This window comes from Aeromonas sp. DNP9 (assembly GCF_001728955.1).
GTDB lineage: Bacteria > Pseudomonadota > Gammaproteobacteria > Enterobacterales > Aeromonadaceae > Aeromonas > Aeromonas veronii.
Genome location: NZ_LYSQ01000010.1, coordinates 60,761 through 76,250, shown reverse-complemented (window position 1 = coordinate 76,250; position 15,490 = coordinate 60,761). Strand labels below are relative to the sequence as shown.

Here is a 15,490-nt window from a genome sequence, read left to right as displayed (position 1 = left end):
GGAGAGGCATGATGTTTTGTGTGCAATGTGAACAGACAATTCGTACCCCGGCTGGCAACGGCTGTGCCTACGCACAAGGTATGTGCGGCAAGACGGCTGAAACCTCGGATCTGCAGGATGTGCTGATCTACACCCTGCAGGGGCTCAGCGCCTGGGCGCTGGCCGCCCGCGAGCAGGGCATCATAGATCGCGAGATCGATGCCTTCGTGCCCAAGGCCTTCTTCGCTACCCTCACCAACGTCAACTTCGATTCCGCCCGTATCGTGGCATACGTCAATCAGGCCCTCGCTTATCGCCAGCAGTTGGCCGATCGTCTGACCGCCATGGCGGTGCAGGTCAACGACTTGCCACACTCCGCTTACTTCGAACCCGGTGCCGAACTGCTGGAACAACTTGCCCATGCCGCACCAGCCGCCCCCAATCGGGGCAAGAGCGAGGTGAACGAAGACATCATGGGGCTGCGTCTACTCTGCCTCTACGGCCTCAAGGGGGCCGCCGCCTATATGGAACACGCCCGGGTGCTGGATCAACAGAGTGACGAGGTGGCCACCGAATTCCATCGCATCATGAGCTGGCTCAGCACAGACCCGAGCGAAATGGGTCGGCTGTTCAGCTGCGCCATGGAGATCGGTCAGCTCAACTTCAAAATCATGGAGATGCTGGATCTGGGTGAAACCAGCACCTTCGGCCACCCGGAGCCGACCCGGGTACGCGTCACGCCGATCCCCGGCAAGTGCATTCTGGTCTCCGGCCACGACATGATGGATCTCAGACTCATTCTGGAGCAGACCAAGGGGACCGGCATTCATGTCTACACCCACGGCGAGATGCTGCCCGCGCTGGCCTACCCCTTCTTCAAGCAGTACCCCCATCTGGTGGGCAACTACGGATCCGCCTGGCAGAACCAGCAGAAAGAGTTTGCCAACTTCCCGGGCGCCGTGGTGATGACCTCCAACTGCATCATCGACCCGAATGTGGGCAACTACTCGGATCGCATCTTCACCCGATCCATCGTCGGCTGGCCGGGCGTAACCCATCTGGAGGGGGATGATTTCTCCGCCGTGATCGCCAAGGCGCAAGCGCTGGAAGGCTTCAAGCACACCGAGCTCGAGCACTTCATCACCATCGGCTTTGCCCGCAACGCTCTGATGCAGGCCGCCCCCGCGGTGATTGAGAAGGTCAAAGCCGGAGAGATCAGCCACTTCTTCCTGGTGGGTGGCTGTGACGGCGACAAGGCCGAGCGAGCCTACTTCACCGAGTTTGCCAAGGCGGCGCCGCGCGACAGCCTGCTGCTGACCCTGGGCTGCGGCAAGTACAAGTTCAACAAGCTCGATTTTGGCGACATCGGCGGCATTCCGCGCCTGCTGGACGTGGGCCAGTGCAACGATGCCTACTCCGCCATCCAGTTGGCGCTGGCACTCTCCGAGGCGTTCGAGTGCGGGGTCAACGATCTGCCGCTGACCCTGGTGCTCTCTTGGTTCGAGCAAAAAGCCATCGTCATTCTGCTTACCCTGCTCTCCCTCGGGGTGAGGGACATCCGTACCGGCCCGACCGCCCCCGCCTTCCTCACCCCGGCTCTGCTCAAGGTGCTGGAAGAGCAGTTCGGTCTGAAAGGGACCACCACGGTCGAAGCTGACTTGGCCGAGATCCTGGCGGCCTGATCGGCACCTCATGTTGTAAGCGTTTGGCGAGCCGCCCGGCTCGCCTTTTTTCTGGGCCCGGCTTTTTCACCAGACGTTTTTCAACCCGTTTCAAACCTAAGGAGCCTTATAATGACCTCTCTCACGCTCACCTGCATTGGCCGCCAACAGAACACCCACGACGTCGTGAGCTGGCAGCTGGTGCCGCTTTCCGGCAGCCTCCCTCCCGTGCTGGCAGGCCAGTGCATCACCCTGCACACCGAGATCGACGGCCAGCCCCACTGCCGTGCCTATACCCTCTCCTCCAGCCCGCAGGATGCCTGCTGGCAGGTCACCATCAAGGATGTGGGACAGGTCTCTCGCCATCTGCACCAGACCTTGCAGGTGGGAGACAAGATCCGGGCCGATGGTCCGTTCGGCGCTTTCAACCTGACCGCCTTGCCCTGCGAACGGCCACTGCTGCTCAGTGCCGGTTCCGGCATTACCCCCATGTGGGCCATGCTGCGGGACGAGCTCGCCAAACGACCGAATGCCGATATCCGTTTTATCCATAGCGCCCGCTCGCCAGCAGATGTGATCTTCGCAGACAAACTGGTGCAACTGGCCGAGGCCCATGCCGGTGTACGGCACGCCCTGATTCTGGAAGATGCCCCAGCAGATCACCCCTGGGTGGGCCGACTCACCCCCGCCATGCTGGCCGAATTGGACCCAGACCTGCGCGAACGCCATGTCTATCTCTGCGGCCCGGCCCCCTATATGGCGGCGGTCAGTTCCATGCTGGCGGAACTGGGATTGCCGCCGGAGCAACTGCATCAGGAGTCCTTCGGTCTTCCTCCCGCAGAGCCCATCAAGACCACCAGCGACCACTTCTGGCTGACCCTGAAAAAGAGCGGCAAAAAGGTGAAGATCCTGCCGGGTCAGACCCTGCTGGCGGCGCTGGAAGCGGCGGGCGAAACCATAATGGCCGCTTGCCGCGCCGGGGTATGTGGCAGCTGTCGTTGCACCACCACAGGTGACATCGAGCGCCAGAGCGTGATGACCTTGAGTGCGCAGGATCTGGAGAGCGGCGTTGCTCTGGCCTGTTCCTGCACTGCGAAAGGGGATATCAGTCTCGATTATTGAGATACCCAAAGGGCTTCATTGGTATCTCAACCTTTTCCCGAGCGGGCAGGACGGGTAGACTCTGCCCCAGTTTCACCAGAACACGGGATAAAAAATGACAATACTGGTCACAGGGGGCGCTGGCTATATCGGCTCCCACACCCTGGTTGAGCTGCTCGGCGCGGGGCAACAGGTCGTGGTACTCGACAACCTCTCCAACTCCTCACCGGAGTCACTCAAGCGGGTCGAGCAGATCACCGGCAAGCCCGTCACCTTCGTCGAAGGGGATGTGCTGGACAGAGCCTGCCTGCAGCAGCTGTTCGCCAACCACCAGATCGAATCTGTCATCCACTTCGCCGGCCTCAAGGCGGTCGGGGAGTCGAGCCAGATCCCGCTCACCTACTACCAGAACAACATCAGCGGCACTCTGGTGCTGTGCGAAGAGATGGCCAAGGCCGGCGTGTTCCGGCTGGTATTCAGCTCCTCGGCCACCGTCTATGGCGATCCCGCCTCGGTGCCGCTGCGGGAAGATTTCCCCACCAGCGCCACCAACCCTTATGGTCGCTCCAAGCTGATGGTGGAGGAGATCCTGCGTGATCTCGCCAAATCCGATCCCCGCTGGGCCATCGTACTGCTGCGTTACTTCAACCCGGTCGGCGCCCACGAGAGCGGCCTGATTGGTGAAGATCCCAACGGCATCCCCAACAACCTGCTGCCCTATATCAGCCAGGTGGGTGTCGGCAAGCTCAAGGAGCTGGGGGTATTTGGCAACGACTACCCGACCCCGGATGGCACCGGCGTGCGTGACTACATCCATGTGGTGGATCTGGCCATCGGCCACCTGAAAGCGCTGGCGCGCATCAAGAGCGACACCGGCGTCTTCACCTACAACCTGGGCACAGGTCAGGGCTACTCGGTACTGGAGATGGTCAAGGCGTTTGAAGCGGCCAGCGGCCGACCCATTCCCTACCAGATCAAACCCCGTCGCCCGGGCGACATCGCCGAGTGCTGGGCAGAGCCGACGCTGGCCCGTGCCGAGCTGGGCTGGCAGGCAGAGCGCGGTCTGGAGCAGATGATGGTCGATACCTGGCGCTGGCAAAGCAACAACCCGAACGGCTATCAAGGCTGATGATCTAGCGGGCTGATAACAAAACGCCCCGACCTTTTCATGTCGGGGCGTTTTATTTTGCGACGTTCAATCAGTGGGTCTGACTGCGTAGCAGAGGCACACGGGCCAATCGGGGAGCAATGCGGTCTATCAGCCGATCCGCCAGCGGGGTCAGCAGCAACCAGGGCAGACAGAGGGTCGCCAGCCCCAGAGCGCCGACATAGACATCAGTAAACCAGTGAGCCCCAGCCAGAATGCGCGGCGCGGAAAAGATCGGCACCATCAGCAATGCGGTGACTCCCGCCCAGCGCGGTAGATAGCGCAAGGCGTAGCCGGCGAAGATCATCAGGAACAGGGCGTGATCCCCGGGGAAGCTGTCACCGGAAGAGTCCTTGGTCGGAATACCGCTGATCTGGGTCACCCGCAGCGCATCGGCCACCATCAGGGTCGGGCTGGGTCGCTCCACCGGCAATCGGTGACCAAGCTGGTTGATCACCAGTGCACTTAGCAGCATCACTATGCCCATCGCCACCAGCTGGCGACGACCCACCAAATCCCGAGCAAAGAAACATCGGACCAGAATCAGCCCCATACAGGCCAACACCGCCAGATCGAACAGCCGGTTATTGGTGATGGCCACCAGATCGGCCCACAGAGCCGACTGTCCGAGCCAACCGTTAACGGTGTGAAAAATCGCGAGGTCCCACTGATCCCAGGGACCATGAGCGGGCAGCGCAGCCCAACTGATGGCCACCAGACCACCGACCAGATAGCAAAGCAGGAACTTGCCCATGGGGACTCTCCTTTGGAAAAGGGCGATATCGTAAAACTGTAGAGTGCGTCACAAAACCGAAGAATTGTAAGAAAGTGCGACACAATATCAAGCCTCAAACAAAACCCTTCAGCTCATTCCAATCTCGCATATCCCAACAGCGCCAAGATTTCTGCCTCCGGTGCTGCATCTGTGGGCCTCTCACCATGAGTGCGGCTTGTGCCGCCACCGCAACACCCCCTAGAATGCGCACTTCCCTTTACTGCGAAAGGAAGCGGTATGCATATTCACATTCTCGGGATCTGCGGCACCTTTATGGGTGGTCTGGCGGTGTTGGCAAAACAGCTTGGTTACCGGGTGACCGGCTCAGACGCCAACGTCTATCCCCCCATGAGTACCCAGCTCGAGCAACAGGGCATCGAACTGACCGAAGGCTATGACCCCTCCCAACTCGATCCGGCCCCAGATCTGGTGGTAATAGGCAACGCCATGAGCCGCGGCAACCCCTGTGTTGAATATGTGCTGGATCGCAATCTGCCCTACATCTCCGGCCCCCAGTGGCTGCTGGAGCACGTGCTGCAAGATCGCTGGGTGCTGGCCGTTGCTGGCACCCACGGCAAGACTACCACCGCCAGCATGTTGGCCTGGGTGCTGGAGTACGCCAAACTGGAGCCCGGTTTCCTTATTGGCGGCGTGCCGGGCAACTTCCCGGTCTCCGCCCGCTTGGGCTCTGCCCCCTTCTTCGTCATCGAAGCGGACGAGTATGACTGCGCCTTCTTCGACAAACGCTCCAAGTTCGTCCACTACCATCCGCGCACCCTGGTGATGAACAATCTGGAGTTTGACCACGCGGACATCTTCCCGGATCTCGCCGCTATCCAGCGCCAGTTCCACCACCTGATGCGCACCGTGCCGAGCAACGGCCGGGTGCTGTTCCCGCAAGCCGATGACAACCTCACCGCCGTGCGCAAGATGGGCTGCTGGAGCGAAGTGGAGCTGGTGGGTCAGGATTACGCCAAGTGGAAAGCGGTCAAGCTGGCCGATGACGGCTCCGCCTTCGAGGTGTGGCTGGATGGAGAAAAGCAGGGTGAGGTGCACTGGGTGTGTATCGGCGAGCACAACGTCAACAACGGTCTGATGGCCATCGCTGCCGCCCGCCACGCTGGTGTCATGGTAGAGCATGGCATCGCCGCCCTCTGCCAGTTCAAATCCCCCAAACGGCGGATGGAGCTCAAGGGTGAGGTAGCGGGCATCAGCGTCTATGACGACTTCGCCCACCACCCTACTGCCATCGAGACCACCCTCGGCGGCCTGCGCGCCAAAGTGGGCGAGGCCCGCATTCTGGCGGTGCTGGAGCCACGCTCCAACACCATGAAGCTGGGGGTTCACAAGGAGGAGCTGGCTGGCTGCTTCGATGGCGCCGACGAGGTGTTCTTCTTCCAGCCGCCCAACATCGGCTGGGATCTCGGCGAGGTGACGGCCCATATGACCCGTCCGGCCAAGGTATTCAACGATCTGGAGACCCTGATCAACCGGCTGGTGGCCGAGAGCCGCGATGGCGACCATATTCTGATCATGAGCAACGGCGGCTTCGGTGGCATTCATGACAAGCTGATCGCCCGCCTCAAGGATTACCACGGCGAACTATGAACAAAGCGATCACCCTGGCGCTGACCGGCGCCTCCGGCGCCCCCTACGCCCTGCGCCTGCTCCAGTGTCTGGTGCAGGCGGACTATCGGGTCTACCTGCTCGCCTCATCGGCGGCTCGTGTGGTACTCAAGACCGAGCAGCAACAGGATTGGCCAGGCTCGCCGAAAGAGCTCTCTGCCTATCTTTGTCGCCAATATGGCGCCAAGGAGGGGCAGATTGTCGCCTGCGGCAAGGAGGAGTGGTTCTCGCCGGTGGCCTCCGGTTCGGCCGCCCCCAAACAGATGGTGGTCTGCCCCTGCTCAATGGGCACCGTCTCGGCCATTGCCAACGGCACCTCGGACAACCTGCTGGAGCGGGCAGCGGATGTGGTGATCAAGGAGCGCGGCCAGCTGATCCTGGTGCCCCGCGAAACCCCCTTCTCGACGATCCATCTGGAGAACATGCTGAAACTGGCACGGATCGGGGTGACCATCATGCCTGCCGCCCCCGGTTTCTATCATGAGCCGAAAAGCATCGAGGATCTGGTGGACTTCATGGTGGCGCGGATCCTGGATCATCTGGGTGTCGAGCATGAGCTGACCCACCGCTGGGGCTATGGCCACCATTGAGGTGACCGCCACATTCGGCCATAAAAAGCGGCGCCACTCAATGAGTGACGCCGTTTTTTCGTTAAGTCGTGTTAGCGAGCCTGAATTGGCGCCGTCACGTACTTGAACAGGAAATCAGTCACCTCTTGGCGCGCCGGGCGCTGAGGTTGATTGATCATCTGCATCATCACATAGCCAAAACCGGTCAAAGAGCGGGCCAGATCCTGTGCTGACAGCACGCTGGTGATCTCCCCTGCATCCATGGCGGTTTGCAGCTCGCTGGCGATCAGCTCAAGGCAGTGATCGAGCAGCCGGGTATAGCGGGGCCATACCTCTTCCCGAACCGATGAGCTCCACTCCAGCCAGATACCGGCATAATCCGGTTGATCGTAGGCGGTATCGACAGAGAGGCGTACATGACGCTGGATCTTGTCGAAAATGGAGCCCTGGTCACCGTATGCCTGCGACAGCATCTGGTTCACAAAGCGTTCGATCTCGGCCAGCACCTCATCTACCAACTCCTCGCGGGTGTTGAAATAGTTGAAGACGGTAGCCACAGAGACCTTGGCCTGTTCGGCTATCTCGGCGTGACCTGCACGGCCAATGCCGCGACGGGAGAACACCTCGATGGCACATTCCATCAATTGGGAGCGACGAGCTTCCGGCGACAGCCGGGTACGACGTCTTATTTCTGCGCGTGGTTCCATAGTTTTTATCATCTAATAGTTATTGATTATGGTGTTTATAGTATTTTAACTAATCATGCCTGAGTGCCTGCTAACTCTATCAATTAAAATAAGCCGATAAAAGCACCACGTATCTCTAGCACCCTTCAACATGAGTGGTAGAATCATCGGTTTTGATATTCATGAACGGCCAAATCCCCTTTGGCCTTATGGGAGTAAGTGATGAAACACACCGTCGAGGTGATGATCTCCGAGGCTGAAGTAGCCGCCCGGATCGCCAAATTGGGTGAAGAGATCACCGCCCGCTATCAGGGTTCTGACGAAGTCGTGATGATTGCGCTACTGCGCGGTTCCTGCATCTTCCTGGCCGACCTCTGCCGCCAGTGCCAGCTGCCCATCACCCTGGACTTCATGACCGCCTCCAGCTACGGCTCCGGCATGCACAGCACCCGTGACGTCCGCATCCTCAAAGACCTGGACGATGACATCAAGGGCAAGGATGTGGTGATCGTGGAAGACATCATCGACACCGGTTACACCCTCAACAAGGTGCGCGAGATCCTCTCCCTGCGCGAGCCGAAATCCCTGGCCATCTGCACCCTGCTGGACAAACCCTCCCGCCGCGAAGTGCAGGTGCCAGTTGACTGGATTGGCTTCGCCATCCCGGACGAATTCGTGGTCGGCTGCGGCATCGACTACGCCCAGAAGTACCGCAACCTGCCCTTCATCGGCAAAGTGGTACCCCAGGAGTAAGCCAGGTTCAGGAATATCACGGGTGAAGCGGCCTTGCGCCCTTTACTCTGTGCAGGCGGCCTTGGCCGCCTTTTCTGTATCGAGCCGGATTCAACCATCACAGAGGTTGCAATGAACGCACTGGAAATCAGCGGCCTGAAAAAGACCTATCAGGGGGGCGTCGAAGCCCTTAAAGGCATCGATCTGACCGTCAGGCAGGGGGATTTCTTCGCCCTGCTCGGCCCGAACGGCGCGGGCAAATCCACCACCATCGGCGTCATCAGCTCGCTGGTGAACAAGAGCGCCGGCAAGGTGAAGGTATTTGGCTACGACATCGACAGCGATCTGGAACAGGCCAAGGCTCAGCTCGGACTGGTGCCGCAGGAGTTCAACTTCAGCCAGTTCGAGAAGGTGATCCAGATTGTCACCCATCAGGCCGGTTTCTACGGCGTGCCCAAGGCGGAAGCCAAGATCCGCGCCGAGAAGTACCTGCGCCAGCTCGATCTGTGGGAGAAGCGCGACATGCCTGCCCGTACTCTCTCAGGCGGTATGAAGCGCCGGTTGATGATCGCCCGCGCCCTGATGCACGAACCCAAGCTGCTGATCCTCGATGAACCGACCGCCGGGGTCGATATCGAGATCCGCCGCTCCATGTGGTCCTTCCTCAAGGAGCTCAACGAGCAGGGCGTCACCATCATCCTCACCACCCACTATCTGGAAGAGGCCGAGATGCTCTGCCGCAACATCGGCATCATCGACAAGGGTCGTCTGATCGAGAACACCAGCATGAAAAACCTGCTGGGCAAGCTGGGTCGCGAGACCTTCCTGCTCGACCTTGCGCCAGGTTCTGCCGTACCCGAGGTGCCAGAGTTCAACGGCCGCATGCCGGATGAACGCACCCTCGAGGTGGATCTCGACAAGAGCCAGTCACTCAACAGCCTGTTCGAGCAGCTGTCGAACCAGCAGGTGCAGGTCGTGAGCATGCGCAACAAGGCCAACCGGCTGGAAGAGCTGTTCGTCAATCTGGTCGAAGAGGGGAGAAAAGCATGAATCTGGCCATCTATTACATCGCCTTCAAGAGCATTCTGGCCAAAGAGGTGAGTCGCTTTACCCGGATCTGGATCCAGACCCTGGTGCCGCCCGCCATCACCATGAGCCTCTACTTCGTCATCTTCGGCAACCTGATCGGTTCGCGCATCGGTGACATGGGCGGCTTCAGCTACATGGAGTTCATCGTGCCCGGCCTCATCATGATGTCGGTGATCACCAACTCCTACTCCAACGTCGCCTCCTCCTTCTTCAGCGCCAAGTTCCAGCGCAACGTCGAGGAGCTGCTGGTAGCGCCGGTGCCCAACTACGTCATCATCGCCGGTTACGTGGGCGGTGGCGTGGCGCGCGGCCTCTGTGTCGGCCTCATCGTCACCCTGGTGTCGCTGTTCTTCGTGCCGCTGCAGATCCACCATCTGTTCAGCGTCTGCGTGACCGTGCTGCTCACCGCCATCCTCTTCTCGCTGGGTGGCCTCATCAACGCGGTGTTTGCCAAGACCTTCGACGACATCAGCATCATCCCCACCTTCGTACTGACTCCCCTCACCTATCTGGGCGGGGTGTTCTACTCCATCAGCCTGCTGCCCCCCTTCTGGCAGGGTGTCTCCCAGGTGAACCCCATCATCTACATGGTGAACGCGTTCCGTTACGGCTTCCTCGGTATCTCCGACGTACCGCTCGGCACCGCCTACCTCATCATCATCGGCTTTATCGTGGCCCTCTACGGTATCGCCTGGTGGCTTATCTCCCGCGGCACCGGGTTGCGCCACTGATTGCCAAAACGGGCACCTCGCGGTGCCCGTTTTCATTGTCCTGCCAGCCTCGGGATGACTTAGACCCGGATGGCGTGATCCTTTAGCAGCCGGGCGGTGAGCTCAAGCTTCTCGTTGCGCTCGGCAGCCCGCTCGGGAACCGTGACGCCCCCCTTCTCATCGACCCGCTCCTGACCGAAGGCATCGTCAATAGCCTGCGCCATGGCGGTGCGACCAGCCGCGAGATCGGGATCGATCAGGCTCTCCTGCATCCGGATCCGGTTCTCTCTGGCCACCAGCTGCAATTCCTCCAACTGGGTGGCGAGAGTGACAATCCGGCTATCGACCCGCTGGGCCAGTTCGAAGAGACGGTTTTCATTCCCTGTCGCCATCGCCAGTCCATCTAGCAGCTCCCCTTTGCGCTGATCAAAGTTGCTTACCGCACGAGCGGCCAGCTCCAGTGCATAAGCCTTGGTAGCCATGGCGTTGACTCCGCCCTCCCAACCGACATCTGACCCCACCCCCAGTGTCACGCCAAGGGTAGTATGAAACTTGGCTCCCTGTGGCCCGAAAGCCGCAGTGGCACCGGCCGATGCACCGACACCCAGATTGGCGGAGGCGCGTACCTTGGCCGAAAGGCTATAGGCATCCGCATACTGGCTCTTGAGCAGATTGAGCTGGGCACTCCCCTCAGCTTTCATACCAGCAAAGGCCGAGGCGTTGGCCGTTACACTGACCACAGGCCCATGGGGGGTCATGATAGCCGCAGCACCGACCTCCAGCTTGGCATTGGCGACCACCTCGGCAGAGCCTGCCAGCTTGGCGTTAAGCAGGTTGCCGATAGTCCAGCTCCCCTCAACCGACAGCCCCAGCCTGCTCACCAGCTCGGCACTGGCCCCGATGCGAAGCAGACTAAGGTCATGGGGCCCCGGGGTGTAACGCGATCCGTCGGTATCATTGACGATCTTGTTCACCGGATTGAACACCAATGAGCCCTCCGCCTTGCCAATCACCAGCTCGGCCTTGGCACTCGCCTTGTTCTCCTGGGTCAGAGCCACCTTGCCGGCAAACTCTCCTACCGGTGTGTCGCGACGCCCCTCCCACTTGCCAATCTCGATCTTGGCGAAAGCCTCCAGCAGCGCACTGGCACTGACCAGCCCAAGCCCGCCAAAAGCCTTCTGGCTCACGGGTTCACCCGGTTTCAGCTCCTTGCTGGCCGCAGAAAGAGGGCTCTTGAGCTCGGCCCGTACACCACTCTGATAGTGCTTGCCTGATGCGGCCTCTCCCTGCCAGAGCGCCTTCTCCTGCGCCTCGCGCTCAAGCCAGGGTTCATCCAGTCCATCCACCAGCGCGGTCAGCAGCTCGGTCCTGAGCAAGCCAATCTCCCCCTGCTTGCTCACCTGCTGCTGAATGCTGAGATCCAGAACCTCCTTGAGGTGACCCAGCTCCAGCAACTGACTGTGGGTCAACAGGATATCGCGACCATTCTCCTCGGCAGTGGCTTACGGCTTGAGCTCATCCAGTGCGGGCAGAGCCTGACGCAAGGTCCCGCAAAACAGCTGCCACGCGTGGCTTGCTGCAACCTCTTCACGGGTCGGCGCCCGCTCCAGCCGTCGCGCCATCATTCCCTCACTCACCCCGAACATCAGGTCTAGCCCCCCTTGCAGCTCCCGCTTGAACAGGTCGTTGGCCCCCTCCTGTTGCAGGCGAGCCAACTCGCTGCACCACTGGCGGATCTGCTGGTTACTCTCGATAGGCTGATTGACCCTCCCCTGTTCGTTGCAGACCCACGCCAGCTGAAATGAGGGAGGCTTGCCACCCTGCGCCAACGCCTGACGGCGAACAGCGATGTCATCGACCAGTTTTTGCAACACGGGATCCTGCTGACGAGAGCGGTTCTTGCCCGAGTCGATCCAGAACTGCAGCGCCTGTTCGATCTTCGCCAGCCCGGCCAGTGAAGGCGTTGGCTGGGCCTGATAGTGCCGCACGGCCTGCTTGACCGCCTTGAGTTCCGGGCTCTGCCGATGGCCAATACCGCGGCGGATCCCCCTCTCGAACTCCCGGTTACCGGCATCCAGCAGCCGTAGTCTGGCGTTGCCAAGGCGAGCAGTAGCAGGAGGTGTAGCATCAGGGGTTGTCTGCTGATGACGGCTTACATCGATATCCGGGGAGGCAATTTTCATGACAAGAAACCTGCGTTGATGAGAGAGAGGATCCTCAGCGTACGCCGCCCCCCCTTGTCACCCTGTCAGCGAAGGTCCCGCTTTTTTAGGATTCGGACTGACCCGTAAAAGATGTCTGTCAGCTCACAATTTCGGCACAATCACCCGCCCCGCCGACCAAAAACGCTAAAAAAATGACGACAAGTGATAAGCAGCCACCGACCAGCCGCATAGGGTGTCACTCTCCCCCAGCCCGAGGTTTGGCCATGTATCACGCTCTCATCACCGCCCTGTACACACAACTTGAACTTCCGCTCCCGGTGTCCGGACAGACAGCCACCACCCTCGCCATCAACGACGAACTGGTGCTGACGCTGGCAGAGGATGAAGGCCATCTGGTGATCTATCTGCTGCTACCGGGCCACGCCATGCCCAACACGCCCCTGCTCAACCACCTTGGCGACGAGCCGGTGTTTCTGCTGGATCAGACCGAACAGGGAGAGACCCTGATCTGGGCCCGCGAGTGGCTCGATCATCTGACGGTCGACAGCCTGCTGCTACTGCTCGAACGGGCCATCGAGCTGGCTGCCGAACTGCTGACCCACCAGCACGACAGGGAGCAATCGACACAGCCACAGCATCCCGCCTCCACAACCGCCACCATCAGGGTCTAGCGCCCCCATTCTGGTCACTGCCCCGCAAAATCGAGATTTATCTTGTCCGGCATGGGTTTAGTCATTGCGGCTCAATCGGGAATTGTTAGAATTTACCACTCTCTATAAAGAGGTAGAACATGCCTGCGTTGTTGCGCATGCTGGCCAATCTGGCGCTGGGGGGATTCTTCCTCGCCTCCGCCGGGTTCAAGCTGGCCTCCCCCGCCCTGTTCATCGAGCAGATCGGCGCCTTTGGCCTGATCTGGCCGCCGCTAATCCCGTTCGCCGCCTGGGGGCTGATTGCCCTTGAGCTCTGCGCAGGGCTTGCGGTCATCGCCAACCGGCGCTGGGGACTCTGGCTGGTGATCGGGCTGCTCGCCCTGTTTATTCCGGGGTTGGGCTATGGCGTTGCCATCGGGCTCGACATCTCTTGCGGCTGTCTGGGCAGGGCTGATCTCAGCTCGCTGCCGGAGGCCATTGTGCGGGATCTGCTGCTACTGACGCTTGCGGGCGCCCTGCTGCGAACTTCCCGCCCCGTTTTTCCCGTTCCAAAGGAGTAGTGACATGATGACATTGCGATCCCGCACTCTGGTAGCCTCGCTGATCGCCGCCAGCTTTGCCCTCGCGGGCTGTGGCGACAACCAGTTCGAGCAGGAGGTGAAGCTTGAGCAATCGGCTGTACAGCTGGCACAGGAGGCGCAGCAGGGGGGCTATCAGCTGCTGACCGTGGCCGAGCTGAAGACCCGGATGGACAAGGGCGAGGAGCTGGTGATCATCGACACCATGCCCTATGAGGACTCCTACAAGAAAGAGCACATTCCGGGGGCCAAAAACTTTGTCTTTGTGAAAGAGGCCAAAGCTGGCGACAACTGGAGCGAGATCGTCGAGGGAAGCGGTACACCGGAGCAGTTCCAGGCGCTGCTGGGTGAAGACAAAGCCCGTCCTGTGGTGATCTACTGCGGCTTCGTCAAGTGCGGCCGCAGCCACAATGCTGCCGCCTGGGCGGTGACTCAGGGCTATCAGCAAGTCTATCGGGTGCCGGGCGGCATCTTCGCCTGGAAAGGAGCCGGTTACCCCGTCTCTGCCGAGTAAGCGCGCCTGCCCACAAGGCAATACAGCCGACATAAAGAAGCCCGCAACTGCGGGCTTCTTTCATATTGGGTAACGCTGGGGTTAGCTGGCGGCCTGCTGCTCCAACACCTGCGTCTCGGCCAGCTGCTGCTTGCCCAGCAACCGCTTGGTGATCATCGCCGCCATGATGGAGCCGTTGACGTTGAGAGCAGTGCGACCCATATCCACCAGCGGCTCGATGGCGATCATCACCCCCACCAGCGCGATGGGGAAATTGAGGGTGGAGAGCACGATCAGCGCGGCGAAGGTACCGCCACCGCCGACGCCAGCCACCCCGATGGAGCCCAGCGCAATGACCGGCAGCAGAGTCAGCAGGAACAGGGGATCAAACGGGTTGATGCCGAGCATGGGGGCGATCATCGCCACCATCATGGCCGGATAGATGCCGGCGCAGCCGTTCTGGCCGAGGTTGGCACCGAACGAGGCGGCAAAGTTGGCGATGCTGGCGGGCACCCCAAGGCGCTGCTGGGTCTCGATGCTGAGGGGGATGGAGGCGGCGCTGCTGCGGGAGATAAAGGCGAAGGTGAGCACGCCCCACACCTCGCGCAGGTAGTGCAGCGGGTTCTGGCCGATCAGCAGCAGGATCACCATGTGTACCGCAAACATTGCCAGAATGGCGACGTAGCAGACCAGAATAAAACCGAGCAAGCTGAGGATCTCGCTCAGGGGATAGTGGGCCACCACCCGGGCGATCAGCGCCATCACGCCATAGGGGGTGAGCGCAATCACCACCCGCACCATCTTCATCACCCACAGTTGCAGGGTATCGATGGCCACTGCGGCGCGAGCACCCGCCTCTGGATGCTCCGCCTTCAACTGCAGCAGGGCAACCCCCGCCAGCACGGTAAAGATCACTACGCCGATCACCGAGAGGCCGCGGCTACCCGCCATATCGGCGGCAAAGTTGGTGGGCACCAGCGAGAGCAGCAGGGCCGGCAGGGTCTGGGCACTGTCGATGGTGCTCATGCTCTGTTGCAGCGCAGCGCTATCGCTGCCGTGGCTCAGCAGCCCCTCGGCAGTGAGACCACTCAGATGGGTTACCGTCATCCCCACCACACCGGCGATCATCACCAGGGCCAGCATGGAGCCGATCAACACGGCGCTGATCTTGCCGAGGGACTGGGCCTGCTCCAGCTTGTTGATGGCGGAGAGGATTGAGGTGAACACCAGCGGCATCATCACTACCTTGAGCAGGCTGACATAGCCGCCGCCGATAATATTGACCCACTCCAGGGTCTGCTGGACGCCGGCATCATCGGCGCCCCAGCCCAGCTGCAGACCGAGACCAAACAGCCCCCCCAGCAGCAGACCGGCGAGCACCTTGCGCGAGAGCGGCACCGAAGCGGGTAGCCGGGTCAGGGCAAAACAGAGCAGACAGAAGAGCAACGAAGCAAACAAGGTAAACATAAATAAACACCTGTAGCGGCCATCAGGGCCGATTGTGGAGAGAGAAAACAGCGGGTGCGAGC

16 protein-coding genes are annotated in these 15,490 nt (G+C 60.6%); 11 read left to right on the top strand and 5 right to left on the bottom strand.

Features of this window, described 5'->3' with window-relative positions; all coding sequences use genetic code 11:
* The first annotated feature begins 11 nt into the window (after positions 1-11).
* From hcp to galE, 3 genes are all read left to right on the top strand, one after another.
* Positions 12-1,661, top strand: a complete 1,650-nt coding sequence (gene hcp / locus A9G06_RS08620) for a hydroxylamine reductase (protein ID WP_069554939.1) — start codon at positions 12-14, stop codon at positions 1,659-1,661.
* A gap of 111 nt (positions 1,662-1,772) precedes the next feature.
* A complete protein-coding gene (locus A9G06_RS08615; protein ID WP_069554938.1) occupies positions 1,773-2,762 on the top strand; it encodes a hybrid-cluster NAD(P)-dependent oxidoreductase in 990 nt (329 codons plus the stop codon).
* A gap of 94 nt (positions 2,763-2,856) precedes the next feature.
* Positions 2,857-3,870 carry a UDP-glucose 4-epimerase GalE gene (gene galE / locus A9G06_RS08610; protein WP_005335608.1) on the top strand — a complete coding sequence of 338 codons (1,014 nt, stop codon included), beginning with the start codon at positions 2,857-2,859 and terminating at the stop codon, positions 3,868-3,870.
* A gap of 70 nt (positions 3,871-3,940) precedes the next feature.
* Here the strand turns inward: galE and A9G06_RS08605 are convergent, their stop codons facing one another.
* Entirely contained in the window at positions 3,941-4,642 is a 702-nt protein-coding gene (locus tag A9G06_RS08605) for a phosphatase PAP2 family protein (RefSeq protein ID WP_069554937.1), read from the bottom strand.
* A 258-nt stretch (positions 4,643-4,900) separates the two neighbouring features.
* On the opposite strand from A9G06_RS08605, the gene mpl reads away from it, so the two are divergent.
* Positions 4,901-6,271: a UDP-N-acetylmuramate:L-alanyl-gamma-D-glutamyl-meso-diaminopimelate ligase gene (mpl, locus tag A9G06_RS08600; protein ID WP_069554936.1), complete on the top strand. Its 1,371-nt coding sequence runs from the start codon at positions 4,901-4,903 to the stop codon at positions 6,269-6,271.
* Positions 6,268-6,879 (top strand): flavin prenyltransferase UbiX, encoded by a 612-nt coding sequence (locus A9G06_RS08595; protein WP_069554935.1) that lies wholly within the window; start codon positions 6,268-6,270, stop codon positions 6,877-6,879. The genes mpl and A9G06_RS08595 overlap by 4 nt, the downstream gene beginning before the upstream one ends.
* A gap of 71 nt (positions 6,880-6,950) precedes the next feature.
* On the opposite strand, the gene A9G06_RS08590 is transcribed toward A9G06_RS08595, so the two are convergent.
* Complete coding sequence (locus A9G06_RS08590) at positions 6,951-7,565, bottom strand: TetR/AcrR family transcriptional regulator (protein WP_069554934.1); 615 nt, start codon at positions 7,563-7,565, stop codon at positions 6,951-6,953.
* Between the two features lie 201 nt (positions 7,566-7,766).
* On the opposite strand from A9G06_RS08590, the gene hpt reads away from it, so the two are divergent.
* The 3 genes from hpt (at position 7,767) to A9G06_RS08575 (ending at position 10,096) form a co-directional block, all read left to right on the top strand.
* Complete coding sequence (gene hpt, locus A9G06_RS08585; protein WP_005335618.1) at positions 7,767-8,297, top strand: hypoxanthine phosphoribosyltransferase; 531 nt, start codon at positions 7,767-7,769, stop codon at positions 8,295-8,297.
* A 111-nt stretch (positions 8,298-8,408) separates the two neighbouring features.
* Positions 8,409-9,326: an ABC transporter ATP-binding protein gene (locus A9G06_RS08580; protein WP_069554933.1), complete on the top strand. Its 918-nt coding sequence runs from the start codon at positions 8,409-8,411 to the stop codon at positions 9,324-9,326.
* Positions 9,323-10,096, top strand: coding sequence for an ABC transporter permease (locus A9G06_RS08575; protein WP_069554932.1), 774 nt, complete (start codon positions 9,323-9,325; stop codon positions 10,094-10,096). The genes A9G06_RS08580 and A9G06_RS08575 overlap by 4 nt, the downstream gene beginning before the upstream one ends.
* A gap of 59 nt (positions 10,097-10,155) precedes the next feature.
* Here the strand turns inward: A9G06_RS08575 and A9G06_RS08570 are convergent, their stop codons facing one another.
* A complete protein-coding gene (locus A9G06_RS08570) occupies positions 10,156-11,544 on the bottom strand; it encodes a hypothetical protein (RefSeq protein ID WP_253182319.1) in 1,389 nt (462 codons plus the stop codon).
* A 33-nt stretch (positions 11,545-11,577) separates the two neighbouring features.
* On the bottom strand, positions 11,578-12,258 hold the full coding sequence (locus tag A9G06_RS22410; protein WP_253182318.1) for a hypothetical protein: 681 nt from the start codon (positions 12,256-12,258) through the stop codon (positions 11,578-11,580).
* A 299-nt stretch (positions 12,259-12,557) separates the two neighbouring features.
* On the opposite strand from A9G06_RS22410, the gene A9G06_RS08565 reads away from it, so the two are divergent.
* The 3 genes from A9G06_RS08565 to A9G06_RS08555 all read left to right on the top strand — a co-directional run bounded on the left by A9G06_RS08565 (position 12,558) and on the right by A9G06_RS08555 (position 13,982).
* Positions 12,558-12,911, top strand: coding sequence for a hypothetical protein (locus tag A9G06_RS08565; protein WP_225315405.1), 354 nt, complete (start codon positions 12,558-12,560; stop codon positions 12,909-12,911).
* 119 nt (positions 12,912-13,030) lie between these two features.
* On the top strand, positions 13,031-13,450 hold the full coding sequence (locus tag A9G06_RS08560; protein WP_069554930.1) for a MauE/DoxX family redox-associated membrane protein: 420 nt from the start codon (positions 13,031-13,033) through the stop codon (positions 13,448-13,450).
* 4 nt (positions 13,451-13,454) lie between these two features.
* Complete coding sequence (locus A9G06_RS08555) at positions 13,455-13,982, top strand: rhodanese-like domain-containing protein (RefSeq protein WP_069554929.1); 528 nt, start codon at positions 13,455-13,457, stop codon at positions 13,980-13,982.
* Between the two features lie 81 nt (positions 13,983-14,063).
* Here the strand turns inward: A9G06_RS08555 and A9G06_RS08550 are convergent, their stop codons facing one another.
* Entirely contained in the window at positions 14,064-15,428 is a 1,365-nt protein-coding gene (locus tag A9G06_RS08550; protein ID WP_069554928.1) for a cation:dicarboxylase symporter family transporter, read from the bottom strand.
* Between the last annotated feature and the right edge of the window lie 62 nt (positions 15,429-15,490).

What these genes read in the sequence shown, in the direction of transcription:
- hcp (WP_069554939.1), top strand. Translation starts at nt 12, where the DNA reads ATGTTTTGTGTGCAATGTGAACAGACAATTCGTACCCCGGCTGGCAAC.
- A9G06_RS08615 (WP_069554938.1), top strand. Translation starts at nt 1,773, where the DNA reads ATGACCTCTCTCACGCTCACCTGCATTGGCCGCCAACAGAACACCCAC.
- galE (WP_005335608.1), top strand. Translation starts at nt 2,857, where the DNA reads ATGACAATACTGGTCACAGGGGGCGCTGGCTATATCGGCTCCCACACC.
- A9G06_RS08605 (WP_069554937.1), bottom strand. Translation starts at nt 4,642, where the DNA reads ATGGGCAAGTTCCTGCTTTGCTATCTGGTCGGTGGTCTGGTGGCCATC.
- mpl (WP_069554936.1), top strand. Translation starts at nt 4,901, where the DNA reads ATGCATATTCACATTCTCGGGATCTGCGGCACCTTTATGGGTGGTCTG.
- A9G06_RS08595 (WP_069554935.1), top strand. Translation starts at nt 6,268, where the DNA reads ATGAACAAAGCGATCACCCTGGCGCTGACCGGCGCCTCCGGCGCCCCC.
- A9G06_RS08590 (WP_069554934.1), bottom strand. Translation starts at nt 7,565, where the DNA reads ATGGAACCACGCGCAGAAATAAGACGTCGTACCCGGCTGTCGCCGGAA.
- hpt (WP_005335618.1), top strand. Translation starts at nt 7,767, where the DNA reads ATGAAACACACCGTCGAGGTGATGATCTCCGAGGCTGAAGTAGCCGCC.
- A9G06_RS08580 (WP_069554933.1), top strand. Translation starts at nt 8,409, where the DNA reads ATGAACGCACTGGAAATCAGCGGCCTGAAAAAGACCTATCAGGGGGGC.
- A9G06_RS08575 (WP_069554932.1), top strand. Translation starts at nt 9,323, where the DNA reads ATGAATCTGGCCATCTATTACATCGCCTTCAAGAGCATTCTGGCCAAA.
- A9G06_RS22410 (WP_253182318.1), bottom strand. Translation starts at nt 12,258, where the DNA reads ATGAAAATTGCCTCCCCGGATATCGATGTAAGCCGTCATCAGCAGACA.
- A9G06_RS08560 (WP_069554930.1), top strand. Translation starts at nt 13,031, where the DNA reads ATGCCTGCGTTGTTGCGCATGCTGGCCAATCTGGCGCTGGGGGGATTC.
- A9G06_RS08555 (WP_069554929.1), top strand. Translation starts at nt 13,455, where the DNA reads ATGATGACATTGCGATCCCGCACTCTGGTAGCCTCGCTGATCGCCGCC.
- A9G06_RS08550 (WP_069554928.1), bottom strand. Translation starts at nt 15,428, where the DNA reads ATGTTTACCTTGTTTGCTTCGTTGCTCTTCTGTCTGCTCTGTTTTGCC.